The organism is Paenibacillus doosanensis (genome assembly GCF_025060755.1).
Lineage (GTDB): Bacteria > Bacillota > Bacilli > Paenibacillales > NBRC-103111 > Paenibacillus_S > Paenibacillus_S doosanensis.
In genome coordinates, this window is record NZ_JANYUY010000026.1 from 29591 (window position 1) to 54258 (window position 24668).

A 24668-nucleotide genomic window follows, 5' to 3' on the forward strand; every position below is an offset into this window, starting at 1 on the left:
CGGGAACGGCTATTTGGCGCTGCCCCGGAACAAAAAGTTCCCGAATTTCATGTCGAAATTGACTTGCAAAGGTAGGATTCGACACAGGCTAAGAGTATAATAAAAAGGCCGGACGGCTAAGTTCGAGCTACATATAGGGTCCGTTCGGACCCGCTATTTAAGGGAGGGGCCGATGAGGGCGTCGCTGCGAGTGCGAATCAGTGTGTTGTTTTTACTAATAACGAGTATTTCACTGACTCTGGTAGGGACCAGCAATTACCGTGCGGCCAAGCTGACCATCCTCCAATCGCTTAAAGACAATGCCAGGGCCAAAGTGCAGACCCAGGCGCAGGATCTTTCGACATGGATTTCGACAAGGCTGGCCGAAGTCAAGGTGATCAGCCATACCGACTTGATCCGTTACGGAACGGATAACGAGCGGCTGGAATATTTATTAAGGGAGCGGAATCGGTCGTCGGGCAATTTTGCCTCCTTCGGCATTAGCGATACGCGGGGCATTCTGAAGCAGATCGACGGCTCCGTCACGCCGATTGCCGGGGAAGCGGGGTTCAGCGATGCGCTGCAGGGCGACGATGTCGTATCGAATCCTATGCCCGGCCAGACGCCAGGCAAGCTGATGATTACGATGCGAGTTCCGATTTTCGACAATGAATACCGGATTAAGGAAGTATTGAATGCGGATTTGGCGGCGGACCGGGTGTTGGGCAGGTTTACCGACTTTATGGTCGGACCTTCGGATGTCACTGTGCTGTTCGAACGGGACGGAACGATTATTTATCATCCCGATCACGACAAAATTCTGCGCTCGAATGTGCTCGATTCCGATTCCCCTTTTCAGCCGATCGTTCCCGAGCTTGCCCGCAAACGGTACGGCTTCGTAGAAACCACAGTAAAGGGAGAGCCTTACTTGCTCTTTTATTCCGAGGTACCCGGAACGAAGTGGTATATGGCGGTGCAGGTTTCATACCGATCGTTCGAGAAGCCGCTGCAATCGCTATTTTGGCGCACCGTGCTTACGGTTGTCGTGACGGAGCTGCTGCTGGGCATCATTATGTTTATCTTATTGAATAAAGTAGTGAATCAGATCAGGCAAATTTTGAACGTGACCGAGAATGTGGCGGGCGGCAACCTCAAGGTTTCGCCGATATTATTTCGCTCGGGGGATGAGATCGGGGCTCTCGCTCAGTCGGTCAACGGTATGGTCGACAATCTGAGAAACGCGTTTGAACGGCTCAATGCGATCATTAATCAGAACGATTACGCCATAGTCGTCATTAACACCGATTATAAAGTGACTTATTTCAATCGAACGGCGGAAAAAATTCTCGGCTACGAGGCGGAAGAAATCGTTTATAAAGAAAGGATGTTTCTTTGGCACGACGAGCGGGAAATCGCCGAAAGATCCGAACGATTGTCCAAAGAGCTGGGCGTTCCGGTAAAGCCGGATATTTCCGTATTTTTGACCCGGTCGGTGCATCATGTTTCGGAGGAATACGAATGGACCTACATTCATAAGGACGGCACCCGCTTTCCCGTCAATTTGAATGTCAGCCCGATGCGCGACCAGAACGGTTATGTCACGGGATATGTCGGCATAGCGCATGACATTCGCTTGTACAAGCAGACGGAGGAAGCCCGTAACCGCTTGTTAAGCATTTTGGACGCGGCCAAAGATTTAATCGCTTCCATAGACGTCACGGGGAAAATTTTTTACATGAATCCGGCCGGGATGGATCTGCTTTGCATCGATCGGCTGGATGAGCGCACGGAATGGGCCAAGCTGTACCTCGACAGCGCGACGTTCCAGTATTATGTCAAGGGATTGGACCGGGTCCGTGAAAAAGGATACTGGGAAACCGAATCATTCCTTCTGACGACCGCAGGCAGGAAGGTGCCGATGTCGCTTGTTCTCGTTACCCATAGGGATAAGGCCGGGCGGGTGATCTACTATTCCGTCATTGCGCGGGATATATCGGAGCAGAAGCGGATTCAGTCGGAGGTTCTTCTGGCCAAGCATGAAGCGGATGAAGCGAACGAAGCGAAAAGCTTGTTCCTCGCCCGCATGAGCCACGAGATCAGGACGCCGCTCAACGGAATTATCGGCTTTGCCCAACTGATGCTGCGGACGGAGATGAGCGCCACGCAGAAGGAATACTGCAGCAAAATGTTGGCCTCGTCCAACACTTTACTGCGCTTGCTGAACGATATTTTGGATTTCGCCAAGGTAGAGGCGGGCAAGCTGGAGCTGGAGAAGGTCAGCTTCAACATGAATGAAATCGTGCGGAACGTATCGGATATGATGAGCGTGTTTCTCGGCAAATCGCCGATCGATATTATTGTCGATACGCCCGAGGAACTGCCTGACGCCCTCATCGGCGATCCGCTGCGCCTCGAACAGGTGCTGCTCAATTTGTGCAGCAATGCGATCAAGTTTACATCCGAGGGCTTCATTATTGTAAAATTAACGATTGCGGGCCAAACTGCGGGGAACATTTGGATCGAGTTTATGGTCGAGGACACCGGCATCGGGATCAACAAGCGGCATTTGCAAAAGCTGTTCCGTCCGTTCACCCAGGCCGACGGCTCGACGAGCCGGAAATACGGGGGTACGGGACTCGGTCTTGTCATCTCGCAAAGCTTAATCGAGATGATGGGCGGGTCGCTGGCCGTCAGCAGCGTGGAGGGGAAGGGCAGCCGCTTCTCCTTCGCAATCCCGTTCGCGCTGGCCGCGCACGCCAGGGCGGAGAAGCTGAGGGTGCCGGCAGGCGGCGCCATACGCCGCGCGCTGGTCGTGGAAGACAACGCGGTCATCCGCGGCAAGCTTTGCGAGTTTCTCCGCTCGTATTCGCTGGAAGTGCATGCCGTAGATTCCTGGCTCGAAGGCTGCGCGCTGCTGCAAGCGCAGCAGCCGGACAATCGCTTCCATCTGGTGCTTCTGGATATGGAAGCGGAGGATATGTACGGTCCCGAGACGTGGCTCGAATGCAGAGCGGCGGCGCTGGAGAAGGGCTCGCTTACGATCGCGATGACGACGGTTTACGGTCGCGAGGAGATGCTGGGGATGCCGCATGACAAGCGGCCGGACACGATGATTGTGAAGCCGGTGAGCCGGCTGGGGCTGTTCCAGGCGGTTCGCGCCGTGCTGGAGAAGCTGGAGCTCCCCGCGGCCGCGCCGCCTCCGGCGATTGCCGCACCGGCCCAAGTCCGGGCGGAATGCAGAGGGCGGATTCTGCTCGCCGAAGATAACCTGCTGAATCAGCAGGTGGCTACGGAGCTGCTTGAGAGCGAGGGCTACTCCGTTACGGTCGCCCGTAACGGCAGGGAAGCGCTGGATTACGCGCAAGCGGCCGAGTGGGACCTGGTTTTGATGGATATTCATATGCCGGAAATGGACGGCTATGAGGCGACGAGACGGCTGCGGGCCGAGCGCCGGTACGATAAGCTGCCGATCGTCGCGCTGACGGCTACTGGGCTCGTTAAGGAGCGGGAGCTGTGCTTGGAATTGGGGATGAACGATATACTGACGAAGCCGGTCGATTTCGACGAGCTGATCCGGGTGATGAAGACATGGGCGGATAAGCCGGCGCGGCCGCAGCAGCGCCGCCATTCTCCTGCCGCGGGAGCGCAGCCGCCGATGTTCGACCGGCTGAGCGGCATCGATCTGGAGCGGGTGCTACAACGATTAAACGGCAAAATACCGATTTTGCTGCATATTTTATCTCATTTCCAAAAGGAATACCGGGGTTTTGCCGATAAACTGTATGAGCAGCTTGCCCAGGGGCAGTGGGATGCGGTCCGGCGGAGCATTCATACGTTGAAGGGAGTTGCGGGCAACTTGGCGGCGGACGGCTTGTTCGCAGCGGCCTCCAAATTCGAAGCGAAGCTGGAAAGCGGCGGACCCAAGGAGCCGGGAGAGCTGAAACGGGAGCTGCAGACGCTTGACCGGGAGTTGAAGTCGATCTTGCAATCGCTGGATTCAAACGGGAACCGCTTGAACGAATGGACGCAAAATGTAAGGAAAGTTTGAGGAACCATTTGCCATTTTGGAATTAGGACGATTTCTATTTAAGTTGCTGAAGGTGGGCGCTGATGCACAAAGTATTCATAATTGAAGATGACACGATTATCGGGGACATGCTTTCGATGTACTTGTCGGAGGAGGGATACGCGGTTCAACGCACGGAGAGCGGAAGAGAAGCGCTCGCTATATTGGAACACTACAATCCGGACATTGTCTTGCTGGACATCGTGCTGCCGGATGTTAGCGGAATCCAGTTGTGCGGGGAGCTGCGCAAGCGGTCGACGGTGCCCATTCTCGTCATTTCGATGAAAACCGACGTGATGGACAGAGTCAACGCGCTGCACGCCGGGGCGGACGATTATTTGTGCAAGCCGTTCAGCATGCGCGAGCTGTCGGCCAAAATAGCGGCTATGATTCGAAGAACCTATTATAACCGCCAGATGAGAGCTTTGGAACCGGAGAATGTTCCTGCCGTCAGCAGAATTTTTCTCAATTTTGACAAAAGATCGCTATATGTGAACGGACAGCAAGTGGATACGACGTTCTCCGAATTTGAAATTATGAAGCTGTTCATAGCCAATCCGGGCAAGGTGTACAGCCGGGAAGAACTGATCAATGCGGTGCGGGGGTTCGACTCGTTCGTGAATGACAGAGCTATCGACGTACATATCGGAAATTTGCGCAAAAAAATCGAGGAGGATTCCAAACAGCCTAAGTACATCAAGACGGTCTGGGGGGTAGGATATAAATTTATGAATATCTGACATGCTTTTCGCTAACATTCATCCATAAACTTTTTTTACAATTTTCGCGCATAATTAGACAAGGAGTGGATGATATTGCCATAATATACGGCTCTTTGTCATTTTATGCAGAACAGTATAGGCGGGTCGTAACGTATTGGAGGTTCAAGCAAAGCGATGTTGGAAAGAGCGTCATTGAAGTATGAAGTAAACTATTTGGAATATGTAAGAAAAACGATGAACATTTTTGCCGAGCGTAACCGGTTAACTAGGCGGGAGGCCGAAATTGCCGCATTGCTGCTGCTCTACGGTTATTCCAATCAAGAGCTGGCCGATCATTGCACGATTTCCGTCAAAACCGTCAAAAATCATTTGGACAACATGATGAAGAAGCTCGGCATTCATTCTACCCGCAAGCTGTATTCGATGCTCCTGCAGACGTTGTGCTGCGATTCCGGAATGCCTGCCGACCCAAAGCGGTTTTACGAACGGTTGAGCGGATAACAGCCTGTCCGATGCTTCAGAACAGCATGAATCAAACAATGAGCCTCACGGAGCCAAAGGGGGGGGGACGAAGTGATCCCGGTCGAATTGGATACGTTAAAAGAAATTTCAGGCAACGCTTCGATCTTTTTATCGTTTATCTTCTTGTTTCATTGGATCTATCCCTTGATCTTCAAGCTTCCGCCGGTATGGCTGCGGGTCATATGGGGCTTGTTGTTCGGCTTGACGGGGATTGCGGTGATGCAGCTGCCGATAACCGTTGCGGACGGAATTATCATCGACTTCCGGGCTGTGCTCGTTGCGATGGCGGGAGCGTTCGGAGGCGGCATTACAGGATGGATCGCCATGCTTTTTGTCGGGGGTTACCGGTTTTACTTGGGGGGTACAGGCATGCCTGTCGGAATAGGCACGACAGTGACGGCTTTGGCGATCGGGCTGCTCGTGCACCGCGTCGGCGCCAAATTCCGCAGCCAATCGCTCGTTTACGCCGTATTCGGCCTGCTTGTCGCCGTTCAGGAGATGCTGTGGTTTACGGCGCTGCCGCGGTCTATCGCGTTCATGATGATCAGCCGGTATTCGCTGCCAACTTTGCTTTTATTCCCGCTGTTCATGCTGCTGATCCGTTATTTTTTCGCCGATGAAATCCATAAAAAGGAAACGGAAGTCCGGCTCGTCGAGAGCGAAGAAAAATACCGCACGCTTGTCGAAAATTCCAACGATTCGATATTCAGCTGCGATTTGCGGGGGATGCTCTTATCGGCTAACCGGAGATTTATGAACGATTTCGGCATTGCGTCCGGCCAGCCCGAGGGGCAATGGCTGTTCAACCTGTTCGGCTTCAAGGATAACTTGGCCGCTTGGCAGGAGCTGCTGACGGAAACGGTGTACAGCAAAAAGACGGTGTCCTTCGAAAAGGAAATGAGCCATGCGGACGGCAGCGCAAGAATCTATGTGACGACGCTGTCCCCCGTCATCGGAATGGATCAGCAGGTCAAATCGATCACCGGAACTTGCTACGATATTACACGAATCCGCAACTCGGAGCGGCATATTATGCAGCTGTCGCTGTACGATACGCTGACGGATTTGCCGAACCGCAAGCTGTTGATGGAGAAGCTGAGTCAAGCGATCGCCGCTTCGCAGGAGCAGGAGACGATGGTCGCGGTCGTCGTCATCGATCTGGACAACTTCAAGCTGATTAACGATACGCGGGGTTACGCATTCGGGGATGAATTGCTGAACCGGGTCGGGCTGCAGCTGCGGCGGTATTTGACGCCGAAGGACACGCTGGCGCGGATCGGCGAGGATGAATTCGTCCTGCTGTTCGAACATATAGAGCAGCTCCAGCCGCTGATGGCGCGCATACAATCGATCCAGGACGGATTTCGTTATCCGCAGGCCATCGGCTCCGAGCAAATTCACTTGAAGCTAAGCATGGGGATCGCTTTATATCCGTCCGACGGGGAAACGTGCGAAGAGCTGATCAAGAATGCGGACACGGCGATGTATAAAGTCAAGGAGCTGGGTAAAAATCATTACCGGTTCTACAATACCGAAATGCGGGAAGCGTTGATCAAGAGAAGCAGGCTGGAGGAGGCGCTGCGCAAAGCGCTGATTCATAACGAGCTGATCTTGCAGTTTCAGCCGCAGCTGGATTTGCGTTCCGGACGCATTCGAGGATTTGAAGCGCTAATCCGCTGGGTGCATCCGGAGATGGGGACGATTTCGCCGAACGATTTTATCCCGGTAGCGGAGGAGAGCGGAGTTATCGTTCCGATCGGGGAATGGGTAATCCGCACCGCGTGCGAGCGGAACAAATCGATACAAAATATCGGCTATCCGCAATCGATCATTTCCGTGAACATCTCGGCTATCCAGCTGCAGCGGCCAGACTTTGCGGAGATGGTGATCGGCATCCTGAATGAGACGCAGCTTGCGCCGCATGATCTGGAGCTCGAAATAACGGAGAGCATTCTGATGGAATCGTTCCAAGCGGCCATAGGCAATTTGGAGACGCTGCGCGATTACGGCGTGCTGATCGCACTCGACGATTTTGGCACCGGTTATTCATCGCTCAGCTATTTGAAGAGGCTCCCTATCGGAGCATTAAAGATCGATAAATCGTTCGTACAGGATATTACGAATGAATCCGTAGAGGATTCGCTCGTGGAATCGATCGTCAGTCTCGTTCACCGGATGGGAATTCAGGTCATCGCCGAAGGGGTGGAATCGCAGGAACAGCTCGATTGCTTGCGGGCCTGGGGCTGCGAGTACGCTCAAGGCTATTTGATCAGCAAACCGCTGTACGAGCTGGAAATACGCCAAATGGCGGCTGAGGAAGACGCGGCGCGGCGAAGCGCAATGTAGAAGCCCTGCGTTGACGGTCACGGCCCGGGACTTTTCCGTTAAGGAAAAGCTCCGGGCTTTCTGTCGTCGATAAGCAAGATACGTGGAAAACGAGCGCGATTGCGCAATAAACGTCCTGCAATGCGGCAGCCGGGTGCAGTACAATGGAAGCAGAAACCTTCTCTTGTTAAGGCAGCTGATTACGGCAAACGCTTAGGAGGATGGAAGATGACGGCATTTGGATGGTGCATGGGCATTGAGCAGGCGGAGGAGCTCCGGGCTGCGGGGTACGATTATATCGAATGCGCGCTGGCGCCGCTGATGAAGCAGCCGCCAGAGCAAATAAAGAAAGCGTTGCCAAGTTATATGGACAGCGTCATTCCGGTAAGAGCGTGGAATGTGTTGTTTCCGGGAGAACTGCGGCTCGTAGGTCCTGACGCCGACGAAGAAAGCATCCGCGGCTATGTAGCGAGAGCCGTTGATACGATGAATCGCGCGGGCTCCTCGGTCGCCGTCTTCGGAAGCGGCCGTGCCCGTCACGTGCCGGAAGGCTGGGAGCGGGCGCGCGCGGAGGAGCAGCTGCTGAAGCTGCTCGGATGGTTCGCCGACGAATGCGAGGGGACGGGGCTTACGATCGCTATCGAGCCTTTAAATACCAAGGAGTCGAACATCATTAACAGCGTCGCCGAAGGCGTTCAGTATGCGAGATTGGTGAATCGGGCGCCGATCAGAGTGCTGGCCGATTTTTATCATATGGATGAAGAGCGGGAAGCGCTGGAGACGCTGGAGGAAAACCGTGAATGGCTTGCGCATATTCATGTGGCCGATACGGGGAGACTGTCGCCGGGAACGGGACAGTATCCGTACGAAGCGTTCGTGGAGCGGCTGAAGGCCGCGGGATATGACGGCGGCGTGTCGGTGGAATGCACGGTGCATGACCGCGCCCAGGAGCTCCCGGCCTCCTTGCGCTTTCTGAAAAGCCGGTGGGGATTGTAGCGGGCGAAAGGACGCGTCGTTACGGCGCAAAGTAAGCCCCCGGTCCATTGGGCTCGGGGGCTTATAAGGCGTGAAAAGCGGGAGAGGCCGTTATTTGCGCTGCTTGGGGGTTAGCTCCAGGTCCTTCAGTCTATACTTGCGATCCCATAGGAATTCCATGTCGTATTCGGTCGTATCGTTCTTGATGAAGCGATACATACAGGCGCAGAAACCGCCTATAATACCGGCCAAAGCGACCATCCAGAGAAAAAGCTCAGCCCATTGCACAGGTGCCATGCACTCATCCCCTTCTATGCGTTCATACCTCATTTTATGAGGGAGGGGAGAGGAAGATACCGGTATGGGACAGGCCTACTTCCCGTTCTTTGTCTGCTGCCCGGCCTCGTATTCCTTGGCGTATTCCTCCAAAGACGTAATATGGCCGTGCGGATGCGGAGTTTGCTTGCGGATCTTGTCCGCATTTTCGCGCCGCGCTTTCGATTTGCTCATAGCTTCAACCTCCTTTTGGCATTTTGCAGGTGCCCCTTCCTAGCTGAAAGATCAGACGGGGATCGCAGCGATTTTTTTATCGCCTTTCTATGTTGGCATGGCGGCTTTGGATTTATGCTAACTGGCGAGTGGAAAACCCCTATCGGTCGAAGACCGTGCATAAACACCGCACTGATAAGAGCTTCCGGGAGAAAAAAGCGTTGTCAAACTATGGAAGATGGTCTATAGTTAATATATATGCAAAACTCAGTTTTATAATATAAAACAACTTGAATGATAACAACTACGACGAAGGAGTCTGGCATATGCCTATCATACAATCGCTGGACCGGGCGCTCAAAATTCTCGATTTGTTCGACGAGCATGACACGGAGCTGAAAATTACCGAGATCAGCCGCCGGATGGAGCTGCATAAAAGCACGGTGCACTCTTTGCTCAAAACGCTGCAGGAGCATGCGTATATCGAACAAAACGCCGAAACGGGCAAATACCGGCTCGGTATGAAGCTGCTGGAGAGAGGGCATTTGCTGCTGCAAAGCCTGGACATTCGCACAATAGCCCGCAAGCAGCTTTTGCAGCTGGCGGCCGAGACGGGGCAAACGGCGCATCTGGTTATACTGGAGGGCAAAGAAGGCGTATATATCGACAAGGTAGAGGGACCGCGGGCGGTAATCCGCTACTCGCGCATCGGCAGAAGAATTCCGCTGCATTGCAGTTCCGTAGGTAAAGCGCTTGCAGCCTTCATGCCGCAGGCCAGACTTGCGAAGCTGCTGCATCATTATGAATATACCTCGCACACGCCGAGAACTATCACGGACGAAGCTTCCTTCGTCGAGGAGCTGGCGCGGGTGCGGAGCCAAGGATACGCTCTCGACAATCAGGAGAACGAGCCAGGAGTGCGCTGTTTGGCTGTGCCCGTGTACGATCACCATGGTCAAGCGGCCGCGGCAGTCAGCATTTCGACGCTCGTATCGAGCGTGGACGACCGCGAGCTCGAATCGCTGATACCGGTGCTTAAGCGCGCCGGAGAGGACATCTCGAAGCAGCTGGGTCACGGTCTGGTGAAAATGTAAAAGCAAGCCGTTTCGCGAGGAAACGAATATTTCGGACGATCTAACGTTCCGTCCTTTGCCTGGCCGGCTGAATAGCGGCACGGCCTATAGCGATTCGCAAGGTTATGGCAGTGCCGGTTGGCAGCCAGGCAGGGAAGAACGGACGTTTTTCGTATACATTTATCAAAACTGTGTTTTATATTATAAAACAAATTGGAGGCGAATTCATGAGAATCATTCGTTATTTGCAGCAGGGCGAGCCCATTCTGGCAGCCGTTACCGAGGAGCAGGCGGTTCACCCGCTGGAGCAGCGGGAGCTGTTCGAGCTGGTGGAGAAGGCGGACGCCGAGGGGATGTCCGTAAGCGGCTGGCTCAGCCGGGAAATTGAGCGGCGGCCCGCTATTGCCGATCGTATGCAAGCGCTCACACTGCTCGCTCCGATAGCGGCTCCGGAAGTTTGGGCGGCCGGAGTCACGTATGAGCGAAGCAAGGAAGCGCGCAATTACGAAGCGACAGGCGGGCGGCTGGATGCTACGACGTTTTACGATAAAGTGTACGAAGCGGAGCGTCCGGAAATTTTCTTCAAATCAACGGCCGCCCGCACCGTCGGACCGGGCGGCACGGTATGCTTGCGCAGCGATTCGTCGTGGCAAATCCCGGAACCGGAGCTCGGCCTCGTCATCGACCGGCGCGGCCGGATTATCGGCTATACGGTCGGCAACGACATGAGCTGCCGGGATATTGAGGGCGAGAACCCGCTGTATTTGCCGCAGGCCAAAATGTGGCGCAGATCCTGCTCCATCGGCCCGGCGATCCGGCTTGCCGATACGGTCGACGATCCTTACGCGCTCGATATCGTCTGCCGGATTTACCGCGGCGATCGGCTGGCCGTAGAGGGCTCGGCGAGCACGGGCCAGCTGAAGCGGCGCTTTGACGAGCTGGTCGGGTTTCTGCTGCGCGACAACGAGATATGGGACGGAACGGTGCTGCTTACGGGCACCTGCATCGTGCCGCCGAATGAATTTACTCTGCTTGACGGGGACCGGATCGAAATTGAAATCAGCGGCATCGGGACGCTGGTGAATTATGTTCAAACTGTGGAAAGGGTGATGGACAATGACGGAAACAGCCAATCGTACGTTTCTTAACTATATAGGAGGGCAATGGAAAGCCTCGATATCCGGCGAGACGGTGCCGAGCATCAATCCGGCGAACCGTCTGGAGACGGTCGGGCTTGTTCAGCAATCCGTGCGCGAAGATCTCGACGAGGCGGCGGCTGCCGCCCGGGGAGCGGCGAAGGCATGGAGCAGACTGTCCGGCGCGGCGCGGGGAGAGTTCTTATACAAGGCGGCGAACGCGCTGGAGCGGCGTCTGGACGAAGTGGCGACGGTGATGACCCGGGAAATGGGCAAGACGCTGCCCGAAGCGAAGGGAGAGACGGCGCGCGGCGTAGCGATTCTCCGCTATTACGCCGGAGAGGGGATGCGCAAGGTGGGCGATGTAATTCCGTCCAGCGACAGCGACGCGCTGATGTTCACGACGCGGGCTCCTCTCGGCGTCGTCGGCGTCATTACGCCGTGGAATTTCCCTGTGGCGATTCCGGTGTGGAAGATGGCCCCCGCGCTCATCTACGGCAATACGGTCGTATTTAAGCCCGCTCAGGAGACGGCGGTCACGGCGGCGCTCGTGATCGAATGCTTCGAGGAGGCGGGACTTCCGGCCGGCGTCGTCAATATGGTGACGGGACGCGGGACGGTGATCGGGCAAGCGATCATCGATCATCCGCACATCCAGGGCATCACCTTTACCGGCTCCGATCAGGTAGGCAAGCAGGTAGGGATGGGCGCCTTGAAGCGGGGCGCGAAATACCAGCTGGAGATGGGCGGCAAAAATCCGGTCATCGTCGCCGCCGACGCCGATCTCGATCTGGCCGTAGAGGCGACGATCAGCGGAGGGCTGCGCTCCACCGGGCAGAAATGTACGGCGACCAGCCGGGTCATCGTGCAGAGCGCCGTCTACGAGGAATTCAAGCGCAAGCTGCTGGAGAAAGTAGGGCAAATTCGCGTCGGCAGCGGCTTGGAGGAAGGGATTTGGATGGGCCCTTGCGCCAGCAGAGCGCAGCTCGATACCGTGCTCGGATATATTGAGAAGGGCAAGCAGGAAGGGGCGAAGCTGCTGTGCGGAGGGGGCGTGCCGGGCGGCGAGGAGCTGCGGCAGGGCTTCTATGTAGAGCCGACGGTATTCGATGGGGTCAGCCGGGAGATGACGATCGCCCGCGAAGAAATCTTCGGCCCCGTGCTGGCGCTGATGAAGGTCGATACGCTGGAGGAGGCGCTGGAGACGGCCAACGACGCCGAGTTCGGTCTGAGCGCTTCGATCTTTACGCGCGACATCGGAAGCATGCTTGCCTTTATCCGCGAGATGGATGCGGGCTTAGTGCGGATCAACGCCGAGTCGGCAGGAGTCGAGCTGCAAGCTCCGTTCGGGGGGATGAAACAGTCCAGCTCTCATTCGCGCGAGCAGGGGCAGGCGGCGATTGAGTTTTTCACAGCAATTAAGACCGTGTTCGTCAAAGGGTAAAAAGGACACTAAGCGAAAGAAGCCGGAGGGAAAACGATGGGCGGACAAGAGCCGAAACGAACGATTACGATGCACAGCGAAATCAATCCTTACCGCGACAATGTGCAGGCCAAAGCGAACGAGCCGATTACGGTCGCCGGGCTGCTGGATCGCGCCAAAAGCCTGCTCGGTCCCGCATATGAAGGTCCCAAGCCGGACTGGACGCAGGATGAAATATACGACCGGCTGGAGGCGAACGCGCCGCGGGTTGCGATCATCGGCGGATCGCCGGATCATCCGGCGCATATTCTCGACCTGGAGACGATCGCCCGGGCGGCCGTTCGAATATGGCAGAACGGGGGCGTGCCGTTCTGCTTCAGCACGCCGGTGCTTTGCGACGGCACGGCCCAAAGCACGAGCGGCATGTCTTATTCGCTGCAGAGCCGCAACGCGATCGCCGAGATGGTCGTCAGCCAGATGGAGGCGCATATTTATCACGCCGCCTTCGTCATTCAAGGCTGCGATAAGCAGCCGCTCGGCGTGCTCAGCGGTCTGGCGCATCTGGACCGGGTGCGCAGGCTGCGCGGCGAATCGCCGGTGGCGGCGACCTTCGCCCCGACGCATGTGCTGAAGGGCGGGACGATCCCGGACGACCTCAGGGACGAGCTGCTGCAGATCGCGGCAGCCGCGGAGTCGGCCGGATTCGCCGATATGGCGGACGACATTCGGGACGCCTTGTCGTATATTCTTCAATGCACTTCGAATACGGCGTTCCAAGGTGTGCTGGCCAGGGCCGTCGAGCAAGGGCTGATTACCGCCGGGCAGCATAAATCGTTCGAGAAGCGGCTTGCCGTCTCCACCTGCGACGCCAAGGGCGGCATCTGCGCCTTCCACGGCACGGGCAACAGCTCGCGCGACGTGATGGCCGGCTTCGGCTTCGTCCATCCCGCCCTGGAGCTGCTCGTCGAGCCGCCCGGACAGCAGCAGGTCAATCAAGGCGTCGACGGCTTGTTCGCCATATTGAACCGCCCCGAATGCGGCGCGGCGGAGCTGGTGAAGGCGAATATCGGCAATGCGCTCCGCATTCACAGCGCGGCCGGAGGCTCGACGAACCTGATGATGCATATCGTCGGCGCGATGATTTACGCCGGTTACGACTTCTCTATCTGGGACGTCGAGCGCATATTGCAGGAGCATCCTGTTCCCGATTTGTTCGATTACAGCTTGACCGAGGGCAGAGACATTTACGTTTTGGCGCAGCAGTGCTGCTCGGGTCAGATTCGCGGGATGGAGACGCTGTTTTACGAGCTGCAAAATAACGGGGTGCCGATGGATGCGGATGCCATGACCGTCACCGGCCGCACATGGCGGGAGCGCCTCGCCGACCGGACCGGCCTGAGCGCCGACGGCGTGACGGAGTCGCGCATTATTTTGAGCAAGCCGCGGCGCAGCTTCAGCGGCGTCGACGTGCTGCGGAGCGGATTTTTCGAAAGCGCGGTCGTGAAGGTGAGCGGCATGCCGACCAAGCAGCTCGATCATTTCGACGATAAGCTGGCGTTCGTGCTGTATTTTGAGAACGAGGAAGCGGCGAACGCGCAGCTGCTCGATGTGCGGCTGCTGGAGAAGCTGCGCGCCGAGCGCGCTTTCGCCCTGCCGCTGATGCGGCGGATGTGGGAGCACAACGCGCCGGAGTCGCTGGATTCCGCGCCGCCGCAGGATGCGGGCTACGACGCCTGGTGGGACGCGATGATCGAGCGCGAGGTCATGCGGGTGGCCGTCGTCATCTCCGGCCAAGGGCCCGCCGCCTTCGGCATGCCGGAGATGTTCACGCCGATGCAGCATATTAACGCCAACCGGCAGCTGAAGCGGCTGGCCACGCTGATCAGCGACGGCCGCTACTCGGGCGTGACCTACGGAGCGGCCATCGGCCACGTGACGCCCGAGGCGAGCGCGGGCGGCGGGATCTTGTACCTGCAGCAGGGCGACGTGCTGCAGCTGCGCTTTCGCGCGAAGCGCATCGAGCTGCTCGATGCGCAAGAGCTCGCAGCCGGCCGCATCGCGGAGCATGCGGGCCTGCTGCAGGAGCAGCGCGCCGCCCTCGGCGCGGCGCGGCTGGAGCGGCTGCGCGCGCGGCGTCGCCGCGTCGCCGCAAGCAACCGCATGGGCGGCTGTACCGACGCCGCCCGCGGAGTCGTGCCCGCCTCCGTTATGGAGGAGGCGGAGCTGCCCTGGCGCTAAGAGTTTGTCCGATGGGAGTTACGCGGTGCATCGGATAAACTCCTAGACGGCCTGCGGCCGTCCGCCGCCGCATAAACAAAAAATGGAACCGTCGCTGTGATGCAGCTCGCGGTTCCATTTGCGTTTATGCTTGTGATGCAATTTATCTTTGCTCTCCGTCCAGGTGGGCGTCTTTCTTTCCACGGGAACGACGCTTCCCCAAGTCAATCGATTCATCTGCGGGTCGATTCCGCCTTCGCGTATGCTGCGCATGCGCCGCTTCTTCGCTTTGCTCTGTGCCATTAAACAGGCCTCCTTTAACATTGTCGATCCCGCCGTTCCTTCCATCATGGCTCGGAATGAGCGATGGGGCCGGTCGGCAGTCTCTTCTTAATTATACCGAAAAACATAGCGCCGCGATAGTATGACAGTTTTGAAACAAAATGCAAAATCGGTTGTTTTCGACAGAGCGGAATGTTAGATTAGAGAAAGCATGATACCGATTCGGGAGTGAACCCTTTGTCATACGATTTCTATTACTGGTCTATTATGAGCGCCGCTTTCATCGCAACGAACCTCGTCGGCGTGCTGCTTATGCTCAAGACGAAAAAAATGCTCCTCTCCTTTCTCGTTTCCCTCTTCGTCGATTTGGCGATTTTCGTACCGGCTTGCCTGTGGTGGGCCTCTTTATTCGAAGGCTTCTCGCTGATGTTCGGACTGTTCGGCTATGGCATCGCTTTTGTGAACACCGAAATTTTGCTTGCCTTCGCTCTGTTTGTCATGAAAAAAAAAGCTGCGGCCGATGAAGCCTAGGAACGAAGCAGTAACATAATTGTAATCTGTTTTTCACCTTGTCTTAATGTTGGGCGGCTTTAATAAGTATCGACCCCCTTTTTAATATAAAAAACTTTGAGGCCTGCGATCCGAGCGATCAGCGGGCCTATTTTCTTTCTATGCGGAACAAATCCCCCAACAGTGACGTGATGCTCTGAAGCTTATTCCAGCCTAAGCTGGATCGGCGTCTAACCATTCCTCTGGGATATGGGTAGACATTACTTTCGGGGGAGCCCCCGGATATCCACAGAATATTGCTGCGCATCATTTCCTAAACAACAAAAAAGACTCCACTTCTCTTAGCGAGAAATGGAGCCCTTTTCATGATTAGAACGATGCCGCTGCGTTAGCCGCTTGTTTAACGCCTTCGGCGATGATGGATTCGGCTTTGTCAGGGAATTGGTTATGTCCTTCGGCAACGACCGTAGTGACGTCTTGAATGCCCATGAAGCCCATGATCGTTTTGACATAGTTCAAGGACATTTCAACAGCCGCTGCAGGTCCTTCGGAATATACGCCGCCGCGCGCGTTCAGCAGAGCGACTTTTTTGTTAGGCTGCAAGCCTTGAGGGCCGTTGGCAGTGTAAGCGAAAGTTTTGCCGGCTTGAACGATGTAGAACAAATAAGTCAGCAGCTGCGCAGGAATCGTGAAGTTCCACAATGGGAAAGCGAACACGACTTTGTCGGCGGCAAGGAATTGCTCTAAGTATTTGTTGACGTTAGCCGCTTTTTGTTCTTCAACGGACGTCAGCTCGAAGCCTTTGCCCAATTTGAACAAGCCTGTCAGCGTATCGACGTCGTAGTAAGGAAGCTCTTCGGCGAACAGATCGAGCTCGGTTACGGAATCTTGCGGGTGAGTTTCTTTATAGGAAGCGAGAAAAGAATCATACAATTTCACTGTAGCGGATTGGTCTGCAGGGCGGCCGTTAGCTTTTACGAAAAGAACGTTAGACATGAATAATTCCTCCTTGAATAAAATGAGTGATTTATTTTTGCAAAGACAAGTCAATTCGGATGTAAGCAAAGCGCCGTAAAAGAAATTAACTTACTTTACGTAAGTATAATAGTTTAATTACTTACTTTTGTCAAGCGGCTACGCAAAAATGTTTTCTCCATTTCTGAAAAAAAGAAAGAGGGCCGGAACGTAAGCGTTCCGCCCTCCTGCAATCGTCCGCCGCTGCCCGCCTGCCGCGGGTCCAAGGAGCATCAGGATGTTTTCTTCTTCGCCTGCTTGCCGCCGCCGGGCGCCTTGGCTGCCGCTTCGAACGCGTGAAAACGCTGTTCGCGGGCATCCCAGCGAAAATTGGCAATAAAAAAGCCGGCAATTCCCATCACCGCGATGCGGATGTAGATCCATGATGCCGTCACCGTATGCTGCGTAAACCATTCCATTGCCGTAAACAGCAGCGTCAGCGACAAGCCCCAGGCCAGCACCCCGAAATACATCACGTACTTGCCTTTCCCCATGGTTCTCGTCTTGCGCCATTTGCCTGCTTGTATTTCGTTCATCGAGCAAATCCCCCCGAATATCTTAACTGTAACCTATGTTCATTCGCTATCTCCGGCGCAAAGTCCTTCTCCGTACGCAAATTGTTCACATCTCCCTTTATTCACCAAAAAGAGAGAAATCATTCCGAGTTCGGCGCCGCGGGCGGCCGGGAGAATAATATGTTACAATGAATGGGAAAAAAAGACACGAAAGGGTACGGTATTATGAGCAAGGTGCTGTTATTTTTCTTATTGACTTGGCTGACGGGAAGTCCCATTGTGGCCATTATCGTGCTGCTGATCGTGTTCTATGCGCTGGAGCGCCGGTTTATCGGTCTGACTCCGAGCGTGACGAAACCGATCCGGCAGTCGAGGCGGTTATCCAAGCTGCGGCAGGAGCTTAGGCTGAGTCCCCACCAGACTTCCGCCAAGCTGGATGCGGCGCGAATATTAATGGAAAAGAAGCGGTACCGCGAAGCTGCGGAGCTGCTGGAGCAAGTGTTCGCGGTGATGGAGGATTCGGCCGAAGTCAGAGCGGAGCTCGGCATATGCCGTCTGAAGCTGGGGGAGCTGCAGGAAGGAGAGCGGCTTATTCTCGAAGCGTTCGAGATGAACCCGCGCGTCAAATACGGAGAGCCTTATTTACGCCTCGCCGAAGCGTGGGCGGACCGGGAACCGGCCAAAGCGATTCATTATCTGGAGACTTTCGGCTCCGTCAACTCCTCTTCCTGCGAAGCCTATTATCGGCTCGGCCGGCTGTACGGCCGTCTGGGAGATAAAGAAAAAGCCCGCGGCGCTTACCGTGAGACGGTCGAGCTGTACCGCGGACTTCCTAAGTATAGACGGCGTTTCGAACGCCGCTGGGCTTTGCTGGCCCGCTATTATAGCATGACGAACGGATAGATCAGTCCACAGCCGCCGCGAGGACGCGGTCCGGATGAAACGGCGTCAAATCGAGCTCCGTGGTGCTGCCGGTTACCAGCTGCATAACGAGCTTTGCGGTCGCGGGCGCGAGCAGAATCCCGTTGCGGAATTGGCCGGTCGCGACGATCAGGCCGGGGGCCTTGGACGGAGCGCCGAGGAACGGCAGACCGTCCCGGGTGCCGGGGCGCAGGCCGGCCCATGTGCCGACGAATTCGGCTTGCGCGAGCTGAGGCAGCAGCTTCGCCGCCTTGGCGTGAAGCGCGCTGACGGCCGAGACGTGGCAGCGTTTGTCGAAGCCGGCCTCTTCCTGCGTCGCGCCGATGAGATACGTTCCGTCCTGCTTGGGAATAATATAGCAGCCTTTCGTAAACACGGTTTTACGGGTGACGGGCGCATCCGTTCTCACAGAAATGCATTGGCCTTTGACCGGAAACATCGGCAGCTCAATGCCCCATGGTGCGGTCAACGCAGGGCTCCATGCTCCGGCGCTAACGATCACATGGTCCGCCAGCAGCTCGCCTTCGGAGGTGCGGACCCCGGCGATGCGCCCGCCGCGTTCGATCAGACCGAATGCCGGCGTCCATTCGCGAATCGTGCAGCCTTGCTTGTAGAGCGCGGCCTGCAATGTCTTGGCCAGGTGGACCGGATGCACCTGATGGTCGTTAGGGAAGTGGAAGCCGCCGCGGATACCGGCGGCCATGGCCGGCTCCAGCGCACGCAAACCGTCCGCTTCCAGCCATTCGGCGTCTTGAATCCAGCCGAGACGGCTGCGCAGCTCGCGCTCGTCGTCTTCATCCCATGCCGTACGAAGAATGCCTTCATTTATATATTGCGGCGATACGCCGCCGCTGATCCGCTGCAATTGCTCCGTCCATTCCCGGTACAGCTGCTGGCTCCACCGGCACAGCTCATAGAAATGTCCGGGATGATGGATCTCCACCTGAGCTCCCAGCATGCCCGCTGCGGCTGTAGACGCTTCTTGAAGCAGAGCTCCCTTATCGATCAGCGTACAGCGGACGCCGGCGCGGAGCAGCTCCGAAGCGATCGCGCAGCCGATGATGCCACCCCCGATAATGATAGCTGAGGTCGTGCTGTTCAATTTAACCCACTCCTAAGATTATGATGAGACCGATCTATCGCTTCGCGGAAACGCCGAATCTGCGCTGCCGGCTCCGCATGGAGCAGTACCGACGACAGGACGGCGACGCCTGCGCAGCCGGTGGACAGCACTTCATCGACATTTCCGGGCTCGATTCCTCCGATGGCAATCACCGGCACGGAGCATGCCTTGACGACGTCCGCGAGAGCCTGAATGCCCCGCGGCGCGAGCCCCGGCTTGGAATTCGAATCGAAAATATGCCCATACAGAACGTAATCGGCGCCCTGCTCTGCGGCTGCGGCCGCTTCTTCGGCCGAATGAACGGAGCAGCCGATCGAGACCGACGGCGGCAGAATGCGGCGGCTTTGGCTTACGCTCAAACTGTTGTAGGCGAGCTGAACGCCGGGCGCTCCAACGGCCAGAGCGGCGTCCAGCCGGTCGTTAATATGTACGGCGCTTTGCGCAAACAACGGCTTCAGCGCGGCGTACCATGCGGTGATTTCACCGGCGCCGCGCTGTTTCTCGCGAATATGGAGCACATCGATCAGCTCCGTCGGACATTGACCGGCAATCTCCGCGACCCGGGCCAGCTCCTGCTGTCCCGTCGTCATGACGTGCAGTGAGTGCTTTCTCATAGCAGCGCTCCTTCCGGTCTTGTTTCTCTCATCATAACGCAGCCCCTTGGTACCGTCAAAGCGTTTGTCCAAGATGTCATAAAAATATCAAATCATAGAAACTTGACGCTAGGAAAGCGGATAGATACACTTATTGAAGAAAGTTTAAGGTTTCGGCACAGATGGGGGAGGAACAGAGATGGACAAAGTGTACAAGGCGCTAACGATTGCGGGCTCCGACAGCGGCGGCGGAGCGGGAATCCAGGCGGATCTGAAAACGTTTCAGATGCTGGAGGTTTACGGTATGTCCGCGATCACCGCGGTCACCGCGCAAAATACGCTCGGCGTTCATGGCATTTACGATATACCGCTCGAAGGCATCGAGAAGCAGCTCGAAGCCGTCTTCGCAGACATCGGCGTCGACGCGGCCAAAACCGGCATGCTGTCGCAGCCCCAAGTGATCGAGCTGGTCGCGGAGCAAATCCGCAAGCATAAGCTCGCCAAGCTCGTCGTCGATCCGGTGATGATCGCCAAGGGCGGGGCGAGCCTGCTTGCGGACAGCGCCCAGCATGCGCTGCGCACGCAGCTTTTGCCATTGGCGGCTGTCGTAACGCCGAACATTCCCGAGGCTGAGGTCATTACCGGTCTGAGCATTGCGTCGGTGGACGGGATGAAGGAAGCGGCGGTCCGTCTAGTGGAGCAGTACGGCGCCGGGGCGGCGGTCGTCAAGGGCGGTCACAGCGCCGGAGAGCCGACGGACGTGCTCTACGACGGGAGCGCGTTTCACTTGCTGACGGCCGAACGCTGCGAGACGCGGCATACGCACGGGACGGGCTGCACGTTTTCGGCCGTCATTACGGCGGAGCTGGCCAAAGGGGCCGGGCTGCTGGAAGCGGTGCAGACGGCCAAACGGTTTATTACGCTGGCGATTCGCGACGAGCTCGGCATCGGCGGAGGTCACGGACCGACGAACCATTGGGCGTATTGGCGCGAGCGGCAGGCGTCGGACAAGCCCGAAAAGGAGCAAACATTTCAATGAGCTACGAGTACTTAATGCAGGCGGTGCTGCTGATTTTTTTATTAATCGTATCCTTTCCGGCGATCATTCTGTGGTCCAAATGGAAGAGGAAGAAACGGAGATAACGGCTTATGTATTACGTCAATCATGAACAAATCAATGTCAGACTGCAATTTTTGCCTGTGCTGTCGGAAGCGTGCGGACAGCTCGTCGCACAGTGGGATCAGGCGGAGCCGTCGGCGCGGCTGCTGCTGCATTTGGCTCAGGAGCGGACGCTTCACCTCGCTATCGAATCGGTGACCGATGTCGGAAGCTTGCTGATCGACGCCTTCATGATGCGCGACGCCAGCAGCTACGAGGATATTATCGACATATTGGCCGGAGAAGGCGTCTTTGACGGTCAAGTCTCCTCGATCCTTAAGCAGCTCGTTGCGCTGCGCAAGCCGCTCGTGCAGGATTATGCCGCATACCCGCGGGAAGCGCTGCACCCGCTGATTCTTGCTTTGCCGGAAGCTTTATCGGCGTTTGCCGAAGCCGTGCCGGCGTTTATTAGCCGCGAGATGGTGTAAGCAAAATTCCTAGAATTGACTGTGCTAGGATTTTTGATACATTTTAGTTTATTAATTTACTTATGGTCGTATTTCGTATACAATAACTATATAAGTAGTAGCTTTTATACGACGTCGACCGACTTAGTTAGAGCGTGCTTCAGGTGTATACTTAAGGGAAGGGCGGTGAGACCGGATGAACCAGGAGCAGGATGTGTCCACACGCAAAGTCATACTGACGATGTTGAAGACAAGCGGAGCCTTAACCGTGAGCGAGATGGCGAAGCAGCTGGGTATTACGGAGATGGCCGTGCGGAGACATTTGAATACAATGGAGCGGGACGGTCTGATCGAGGCGAAGCTGGTACGACAGGCTATGGGCAGGCCGACCAACCTGTACTCCTTGACGGAGAACGCCGATGATCTCTTTCCGAAGAAGTACCATCATCTGACGCTGGATTTGTTAAGCGAGCTGGTAGCCGAAGCCGGTCCGGATAAGGTAGACTTGCTGTTTGAGAGGCGCAAGGAACGGCTGATCAGCCGTTACGAAGAGCAGATTGCGGGCAAGGCTTTGCCTGAGCGGGTCAAGGCATTGGCGGAGATCCAGAATGCCAACGGATATATGGTAGACTGGCAGGCTACGGAAGACGGACAATATGTCATTAATGAGCATAACTGTCCGATTTCGCAGGTAGCCAACCAATACAATCATGCTTGCCAGTGTGAATTGATGATGTTTGAGAATTTGCTTGGCGCCGATGTGAAGCGGGTCGAATGCTTGGTCAAAGGCGGCAACAAATGCTCGTATGTGATACAGCAGAAACAATAAACCATCTCAGCGCGAAGATATTCTTCGTCGTCGGGATGTTTTTTTTTAACCTATTCTCAAACCTTGCCATGCTGCCTAACGACAGAACCGTCGGCCTGCTCGAAATGCTCCGTGTACTCGACGCAGTCAATTTCGCAGCCGGGACCGATGCTGACGAAGCTGCCGCGGACGATCGCGGCCTTCGTATATTCGAGGTAGATCCGGTCTCCTTCGATAATATCTGCGGCAAGATGATCTTGGGCAGCCGAAGCTTTGGAGTGAAACAGCCGGTGCAGATTGTAGGCCAATCCCGTCCGCTTCACGTTGATGGAGCTTCCGCCGATTTCGCGGGCGCGGCACGGACCGAACAGGCGGATGTCGATATGGTCTGCATTGAGCAGGCCGCCGATCGTGAAGAAGCCTTTGGCGACGAACGTTTCCGCTTCGCAGTCCTGCTGAACCAGCGCTTCGCCTCCGATGTACAAACGATCGCCTGTCAGCGTCCCTCCGATATCGGAGCGGCCGTGAAGCTTCAGCTGCCGTACGGACATGTCCCCGCCGATATCGAGCGTGCCGTAAATATGCGCCTCATCCGTCTCGGCGCTGCCCACCACGACGGAGGTGCCGAAGATGCGGAAGCGCCGCGCTTTGACATTGCCTTCCATCCGGCTCGTTCCGTATACTTTGAAATCCACGCAGTCCAGATTCCCGATAATTTGCCCTTCTCCGGTAATTTTCACATCGTCGTACGCGCCGCCGGACGCGCTTCCCGTGCCGGCAAGCACCAGCTTATGTCGTATTGCGTTCGCCATCGGACAACCCTCCGTCAGTTTAATTTCATTTTTAACTCTTCGATACAGGCGGCAAGATTCAAGCGGGTGACGACCCGAATGCCGGATTCGAAGTATACTTCGCCCGGGGCCGAGCACAATAAAAAGCTGGATACGCCCATTTTGCGAATAAAAATCAGCTCACCGCCATTGCCCCCCAGCTTCGGATAATGGTCGCCCAGCACCTGAAGCAGAATGCTTCCTTCATCCAGACTCATTTCTCCGGTTTGAAGCATCTTCTCTAAGATATACAATTGCAATATGCGGTCAAAAGCGAAAATTTCCATATCGCCTTGATATTTTATAAAAAAATCAAGGCTCATCTTCGAAACAATGTTACGGTCGATAATTTCCTGCTTCCATAGCGAGGTTTCCGCCGCTTGAGGAGAAAGCAGCTCCGCAAGCTCGTCCAGAGATAAATCGTCTTTCATATTTTTAATTTTATCGATGCGGGAGAGAATTTTATTTTTTGGGAAAAACGTCTCCTGACCGGTAAAGGTAGATTTGCGGATGAACCATTCTTCGGGGATCAAGTTTTTCCGCTTCCATCGGTATAGTTGGCCGTAAGACAGGCCGGTCAGCTCCAGCAGTTCTTTTTTGGAGATGATGTCTTGCTCCATGCGGTAGCACCTCCCAGTAAAGAAAGTGTAACATAACATTGTTACGTTGTAAATAAACGAGTTCCCCGGATTGGATATGAAAAAAACGCCCGATCGCCGGAAAACTGGTTTCGCGGCGGTTCGGACGTGCGAATGACTGTTCGAAGCTATCGCAGAATGACATCGCCGCTCCGGCTGCGTTACCGCTGCAGATTCGGCTAATTGCGGGAGCTGCGGGCGCCGGCCGCGAGCCGCGCCGCTTTATCGCGCACCCAGGAGTAGTTGCCGGCCGCGATTTCCTTCAGATTGACGAGCGAGCCCCCGATCCCGACGGCATGACAGCCGATACGCAAAAACTCGCCGATATTCTCTTCATTGACGCCCCCGACGGCTACCATAGGGATGTGGCTTAGCGGGCCTTGCAGCTCCTTCAAATACCCGATGCCCAGACTTGCTCCGGGGAAAATTTTGACGGCCGACGCCCCGGTTTTCCAGGCTCTGACGATTTCGCTCGGCGTCATCGCTCCCGGATAGATCGGCGCTCCCTGTTCTGCGGCATAGCGGATCACTTCCTCATCCGTGTTCGGCGTCACCAGATACGACGCTCCGGCCGCCAATGCCGCTCTTGCATCGTCCATATCGAGCACGGTTCCAGCGCCTATGTACATTTGCTCTCCGAATTGCCGCTGAAGCAGCTCGATCATGTCCGCGGCTCCGGGAGTGTTCAGCGTAATCTCCATCACCTTCACTCCGCCGTCCAGCAGCGCCTGAGCGAGGCCGATGACATGCTGCTTCTCGACTCCGCGCACAATGGCTATAATTTTGGTTTCTTCAATGAGCTGCAACCCTTGTTCCCGTTTCATTACCGAATCCACCTCATTCTCATGTTCTAAATCCAAATCTATTATGCCATTGTTTCGAAAGATTGGGAACCGCTTGTAGCCGCTGCGAAAAAGATGACTTCCGCGGACGAATTGCTT

Annotated in this window: 24 protein-coding genes; 14 read left to right on the forward strand and 10 right to left on the reverse strand. The window is 55.8% G+C overall.

Annotated features, from left to right (window positions below; genetic code table 11):
* Window positions 1-172 precede the first annotated feature (172 nt).
* The 5 genes from N0M98_RS18725 (at window position 173) to N0M98_RS18745 (ending at window position 8610) form a co-directional block, all read left to right on the forward strand.
* Window positions 173-4027: a response regulator gene (locus tag N0M98_RS18725; protein WP_259618813.1), complete on the forward strand. Its 3855-nt coding sequence runs from the start codon at window positions 173-175 to the stop codon at window positions 4025-4027.
* 62 nt (window positions 4028-4089) lie between these two features.
* Window positions 4090-4785 (forward strand): response regulator transcription factor, encoded by a 696-nt coding sequence (locus N0M98_RS18730; RefSeq protein WP_249865017.1) that lies wholly within the window; start codon window positions 4090-4092, stop codon window positions 4783-4785.
* A gap of 156 nt (window positions 4786-4941) precedes the next feature.
* Window positions 4942-5268 (forward strand): helix-turn-helix transcriptional regulator, encoded by a 327-nt coding sequence (locus N0M98_RS18735; RefSeq protein ID WP_249865016.1) that lies wholly within the window; start codon window positions 4942-4944, stop codon window positions 5266-5268.
* Between the two features lie 72 nt (window positions 5269-5340).
* The gene (locus tag N0M98_RS18740; RefSeq protein ID WP_259618814.1) at window positions 5341-7635 is read left to right on the forward strand and encodes a putative bifunctional diguanylate cyclase/phosphodiesterase; all 2295 of its coding nucleotides are present in this window, start codon (window positions 5341-5343) and stop codon (window positions 7633-7635) included.
* Between the two features lie 207 nt (window positions 7636-7842).
* A complete protein-coding gene (locus N0M98_RS18745; RefSeq protein WP_259618815.1) occupies window positions 7843-8610 on the forward strand; it encodes a sugar phosphate isomerase/epimerase family protein in 768 nt (255 codons plus the stop codon).
* A gap of 90 nt (window positions 8611-8700) precedes the next feature.
* Here N0M98_RS18745 and N0M98_RS18750 read toward each other — a convergent pair whose 3' ends face one another.
* Both N0M98_RS18750 and N0M98_RS18755 read right to left on the reverse strand, forming a co-directional pair.
* Window positions 8701-8886, reverse strand: coding sequence for a hypothetical protein (locus tag N0M98_RS18750; protein WP_259618816.1), 186 nt, complete (start codon window positions 8884-8886; stop codon window positions 8701-8703).
* A gap of 75 nt (window positions 8887-8961) precedes the next feature.
* Complete coding sequence (locus N0M98_RS18755; protein WP_249865012.1) at window positions 8962-9099, reverse strand: DUF6254 family protein; 138 nt, start codon at window positions 9097-9099, stop codon at window positions 8962-8964.
* A 305-nt stretch (window positions 9100-9404) separates the two neighbouring features.
* Between N0M98_RS18755 and N0M98_RS18760 the strand changes: the two genes are divergently transcribed.
* The 4 genes from N0M98_RS18760 to N0M98_RS18775 all read left to right on the forward strand — a co-directional run bounded on the left by N0M98_RS18760 (window position 9405) and on the right by N0M98_RS18775 (window position 14948).
* Window positions 9405-10172, forward strand: a complete 768-nt coding sequence (locus N0M98_RS18760; protein ID WP_259618817.1) for an IclR family transcriptional regulator — start codon at window positions 9405-9407, stop codon at window positions 10170-10172.
* A gap of 206 nt (window positions 10173-10378) precedes the next feature.
* Window positions 10379-11299 carry a fumarylacetoacetate hydrolase family protein gene (locus tag N0M98_RS18765; protein ID WP_259618818.1) on the forward strand — a complete coding sequence of 307 codons (921 nt, stop codon included), beginning with the start codon at window positions 10379-10381 and terminating at the stop codon, window positions 11297-11299.
* The gene (gene gucD / locus N0M98_RS18770; RefSeq protein WP_259618819.1) at window positions 11268-12731 is read left to right on the forward strand and encodes an alpha-ketoglutaric semialdehyde dehydrogenase GucD; all 1464 of its coding nucleotides are present in this window, start codon (window positions 11268-11270) and stop codon (window positions 12729-12731) included. Before N0M98_RS18765 ends, gucD begins: the two co-directional genes overlap by 32 nt.
* Before the next feature lie 36 nt (window positions 12732-12767).
* Window positions 12768-14948 (forward strand): dihydroxy-acid dehydratase domain-containing protein, encoded by a 2181-nt coding sequence (locus N0M98_RS18775; protein WP_259618820.1) that lies wholly within the window; start codon window positions 12768-12770, stop codon window positions 14946-14948.
* 42 nt (window positions 14949-14990) lie between these two features.
* Here the strand turns inward: N0M98_RS18775 and brfA are convergent, their stop codons facing one another.
* Window positions 14991-15230 carry a ribosome rescue factor BrfA gene (gene brfA / locus N0M98_RS18780; protein WP_249865007.1) on the reverse strand — a complete coding sequence of 80 codons (240 nt, stop codon included), beginning with the start codon at window positions 15228-15230 and terminating at the stop codon, window positions 14991-14993.
* A gap of 216 nt (window positions 15231-15446) precedes the next feature.
* Between brfA and N0M98_RS18785 the strand changes: the two genes are divergently transcribed.
* A complete protein-coding gene (locus N0M98_RS18785; protein WP_249865006.1) occupies window positions 15447-15740 on the forward strand; it encodes a hypothetical protein in 294 nt (97 codons plus the stop codon).
* A 348-nt stretch (window positions 15741-16088) separates the two neighbouring features.
* Here N0M98_RS18785 and N0M98_RS18790 read toward each other — a convergent pair whose 3' ends face one another.
* Both N0M98_RS18790 and N0M98_RS18795 read right to left on the reverse strand, forming a co-directional pair.
* Window positions 16089-16715 carry an FMN-dependent NADH-azoreductase gene (locus tag N0M98_RS18790; protein ID WP_249865005.1) on the reverse strand — a complete coding sequence of 209 codons (627 nt, stop codon included), beginning with the start codon at window positions 16713-16715 and terminating at the stop codon, window positions 16089-16091.
* 251 nt (window positions 16716-16966) lie between these two features.
* Window positions 16967-17269, reverse strand: coding sequence for a hypothetical protein (locus N0M98_RS18795; RefSeq protein ID WP_259618821.1), 303 nt, complete (start codon window positions 17267-17269; stop codon window positions 16967-16969).
* Window positions 17270-17473: 204 nt separating this feature from the next.
* Between N0M98_RS18795 and N0M98_RS18800 the strand changes: the two genes are divergently transcribed.
* Complete coding sequence (locus N0M98_RS18800; protein ID WP_249866257.1) at window positions 17474-18151, forward strand: tetratricopeptide repeat protein; 678 nt, start codon at window positions 17474-17476, stop codon at window positions 18149-18151.
* Between the two features lies 1 nt (window position 18152).
* On the opposite strand, the gene thiO is transcribed toward N0M98_RS18800, so the two are convergent.
* Window positions 18153-19271, reverse strand: coding sequence for a glycine oxidase ThiO (gene thiO, locus N0M98_RS18805; protein ID WP_259618822.1), 1119 nt, complete (start codon window positions 19269-19271; stop codon window positions 18153-18155).
* Window positions 19268-19906 carry a thiamine phosphate synthase gene (locus N0M98_RS18810; RefSeq protein WP_249865002.1) on the reverse strand — a complete coding sequence of 213 codons (639 nt, stop codon included), beginning with the start codon at window positions 19904-19906 and terminating at the stop codon, window positions 19268-19270. Before N0M98_RS18810 ends, thiO begins: the two co-directional genes overlap by 4 nt.
* A gap of 178 nt (window positions 19907-20084) precedes the next feature.
* On the opposite strand from N0M98_RS18810, the gene thiD reads away from it, so the two are divergent.
* The 3 genes from thiD (at window position 20085) to N0M98_RS18825 (ending at window position 22280) form a co-directional block, all read left to right on the forward strand.
* Window positions 20085-20924: a bifunctional hydroxymethylpyrimidine kinase/phosphomethylpyrimidine kinase gene (gene thiD, locus N0M98_RS18815; protein ID WP_249865001.1), complete on the forward strand. Its 840-nt coding sequence runs from the start codon at window positions 20085-20087 to the stop codon at window positions 20922-20924.
* Between the two features lie 110 nt (window positions 20925-21034).
* Window positions 21035-21472 (forward strand): DUF86 domain-containing protein, encoded by a 438-nt coding sequence (locus tag N0M98_RS18820; protein WP_249865000.1) that lies wholly within the window; start codon window positions 21035-21037, stop codon window positions 21470-21472.
* A gap of 175 nt (window positions 21473-21647) precedes the next feature.
* Window positions 21648-22280: a helix-turn-helix transcriptional regulator gene (locus N0M98_RS18825; protein ID WP_259618823.1), complete on the forward strand. Its 633-nt coding sequence runs from the start codon at window positions 21648-21650 to the stop codon at window positions 22278-22280.
* Window positions 22281-22336: 56 nt separating this feature from the next.
* Here the strand turns inward: N0M98_RS18825 and N0M98_RS18830 are convergent, their stop codons facing one another.
* The 3 genes from N0M98_RS18830 to N0M98_RS18840 all read right to left on the reverse strand — a co-directional run bounded on the left by N0M98_RS18830 (window position 22337) and on the right by N0M98_RS18840 (window position 24551).
* Window positions 22337-23071: a bactofilin family protein gene (locus N0M98_RS18830; protein ID WP_249864998.1), complete on the reverse strand. Its 735-nt coding sequence runs from the start codon at window positions 23069-23071 to the stop codon at window positions 22337-22339.
* A 14-nt stretch (window positions 23072-23085) separates the two neighbouring features.
* Window positions 23086-23709, reverse strand: coding sequence for a YhbD family protein (locus N0M98_RS18835; RefSeq protein WP_249864997.1), 624 nt, complete (start codon window positions 23707-23709; stop codon window positions 23086-23088).
* A 197-nt stretch (window positions 23710-23906) separates the two neighbouring features.
* Entirely contained in the window at window positions 23907-24551 is a 645-nt protein-coding gene (locus N0M98_RS18840; protein WP_259618824.1) for a bifunctional 4-hydroxy-2-oxoglutarate aldolase/2-dehydro-3-deoxy-phosphogluconate aldolase, read from the reverse strand.
* Window positions 24552-24668 lie beyond the last annotated feature (117 nt).

Excerpts from the sequence above, each read along its gene's own strand:
- N0M98_RS18725 (WP_259618813.1), top strand. The coding sequence starts at position 173 with ATGAGGGCGTCGCTGCGAGTGCGAATCAGTGTGTTGTTTTTACTAATA.
- N0M98_RS18810 (WP_249865002.1), bottom strand. The coding sequence starts at position 19,906 with ATGAGAAAGCACTCACTGCACGTCATGACGACGGGACAGCAGGAGCTG.
- N0M98_RS18760 (WP_259618817.1), top strand. The coding sequence starts at position 9,405 with ATGCCTATCATACAATCGCTGGACCGGGCGCTCAAAATTCTCGATTTG.
- N0M98_RS18790 (WP_249865005.1), bottom strand. The coding sequence starts at position 16,715 with ATGTCTAACGTTCTTTTCGTAAAAGCTAACGGCCGCCCTGCAGACCAA.
- N0M98_RS18835 (WP_249864997.1), bottom strand. The coding sequence starts at position 23,709 with ATGGAGCAAGACATCATCTCCAAAAAAGAACTGCTGGAGCTGACCGGC.
- gucD (WP_259618819.1), top strand. The coding sequence starts at position 11,268 with ATGACGGAAACAGCCAATCGTACGTTTCTTAACTATATAGGAGGGCAA.
- N0M98_RS18800 (WP_249866257.1), top strand. The coding sequence starts at position 17,474 with ATGAGCAAGGTGCTGTTATTTTTCTTATTGACTTGGCTGACGGGAAGT.
- brfA (WP_249865007.1), bottom strand. The coding sequence starts at position 15,230 with ATGGCACAGAGCAAAGCGAAGAAGCGGCGCATGCGCAGCATACGCGAA.
- N0M98_RS18795 (WP_259618821.1), bottom strand. The coding sequence starts at position 17,269 with ATGAACGAAATACAAGCAGGCAAATGGCGCAAGACGAGAACCATGGGG.
- N0M98_RS18775 (WP_259618820.1), top strand. The coding sequence starts at position 12,768 with ATGGGCGGACAAGAGCCGAAACGAACGATTACGATGCACAGCGAAATC.
- N0M98_RS18750 (WP_259618816.1), bottom strand. The coding sequence starts at position 8,886 with ATGGCACCTGTGCAATGGGCTGAGCTTTTTCTCTGGATGGTCGCTTTG.
- N0M98_RS18735 (WP_249865016.1), top strand. The coding sequence starts at position 4,942 with ATGTTGGAAAGAGCGTCATTGAAGTATGAAGTAAACTATTTGGAATAT.
- N0M98_RS18830 (WP_249864998.1), bottom strand. The coding sequence starts at position 23,071 with ATGGCGAACGCAATACGACATAAGCTGGTGCTTGCCGGCACGGGAAGC.
- N0M98_RS18755 (WP_249865012.1), bottom strand. The coding sequence starts at position 9,099 with ATGAGCAAATCGAAAGCGCGGCGCGAAAATGCGGACAAGATCCGCAAG.
- thiD (WP_249865001.1), top strand. The coding sequence starts at position 20,085 with ATGGACAAAGTGTACAAGGCGCTAACGATTGCGGGCTCCGACAGCGGC.
- N0M98_RS18745 (WP_259618815.1), top strand. The coding sequence starts at position 7,843 with ATGACGGCATTTGGATGGTGCATGGGCATTGAGCAGGCGGAGGAGCTC.
- N0M98_RS18765 (WP_259618818.1), top strand. The coding sequence starts at position 10,379 with ATGAGAATCATTCGTTATTTGCAGCAGGGCGAGCCCATTCTGGCAGCC.
- N0M98_RS18730 (WP_249865017.1), top strand. The coding sequence starts at position 4,090 with ATGCACAAAGTATTCATAATTGAAGATGACACGATTATCGGGGACATG.
- N0M98_RS18825 (WP_259618823.1), top strand. The coding sequence starts at position 21,648 with ATGAACCAGGAGCAGGATGTGTCCACACGCAAAGTCATACTGACGATG.
- N0M98_RS18840 (WP_259618824.1), bottom strand. The coding sequence starts at position 24,551 with ATGAAACGGGAACAAGGGTTGCAGCTCATTGAAGAAACCAAAATTATA.
- N0M98_RS18820 (WP_249865000.1), top strand. The coding sequence starts at position 21,035 with ATGTATTACGTCAATCATGAACAAATCAATGTCAGACTGCAATTTTTG.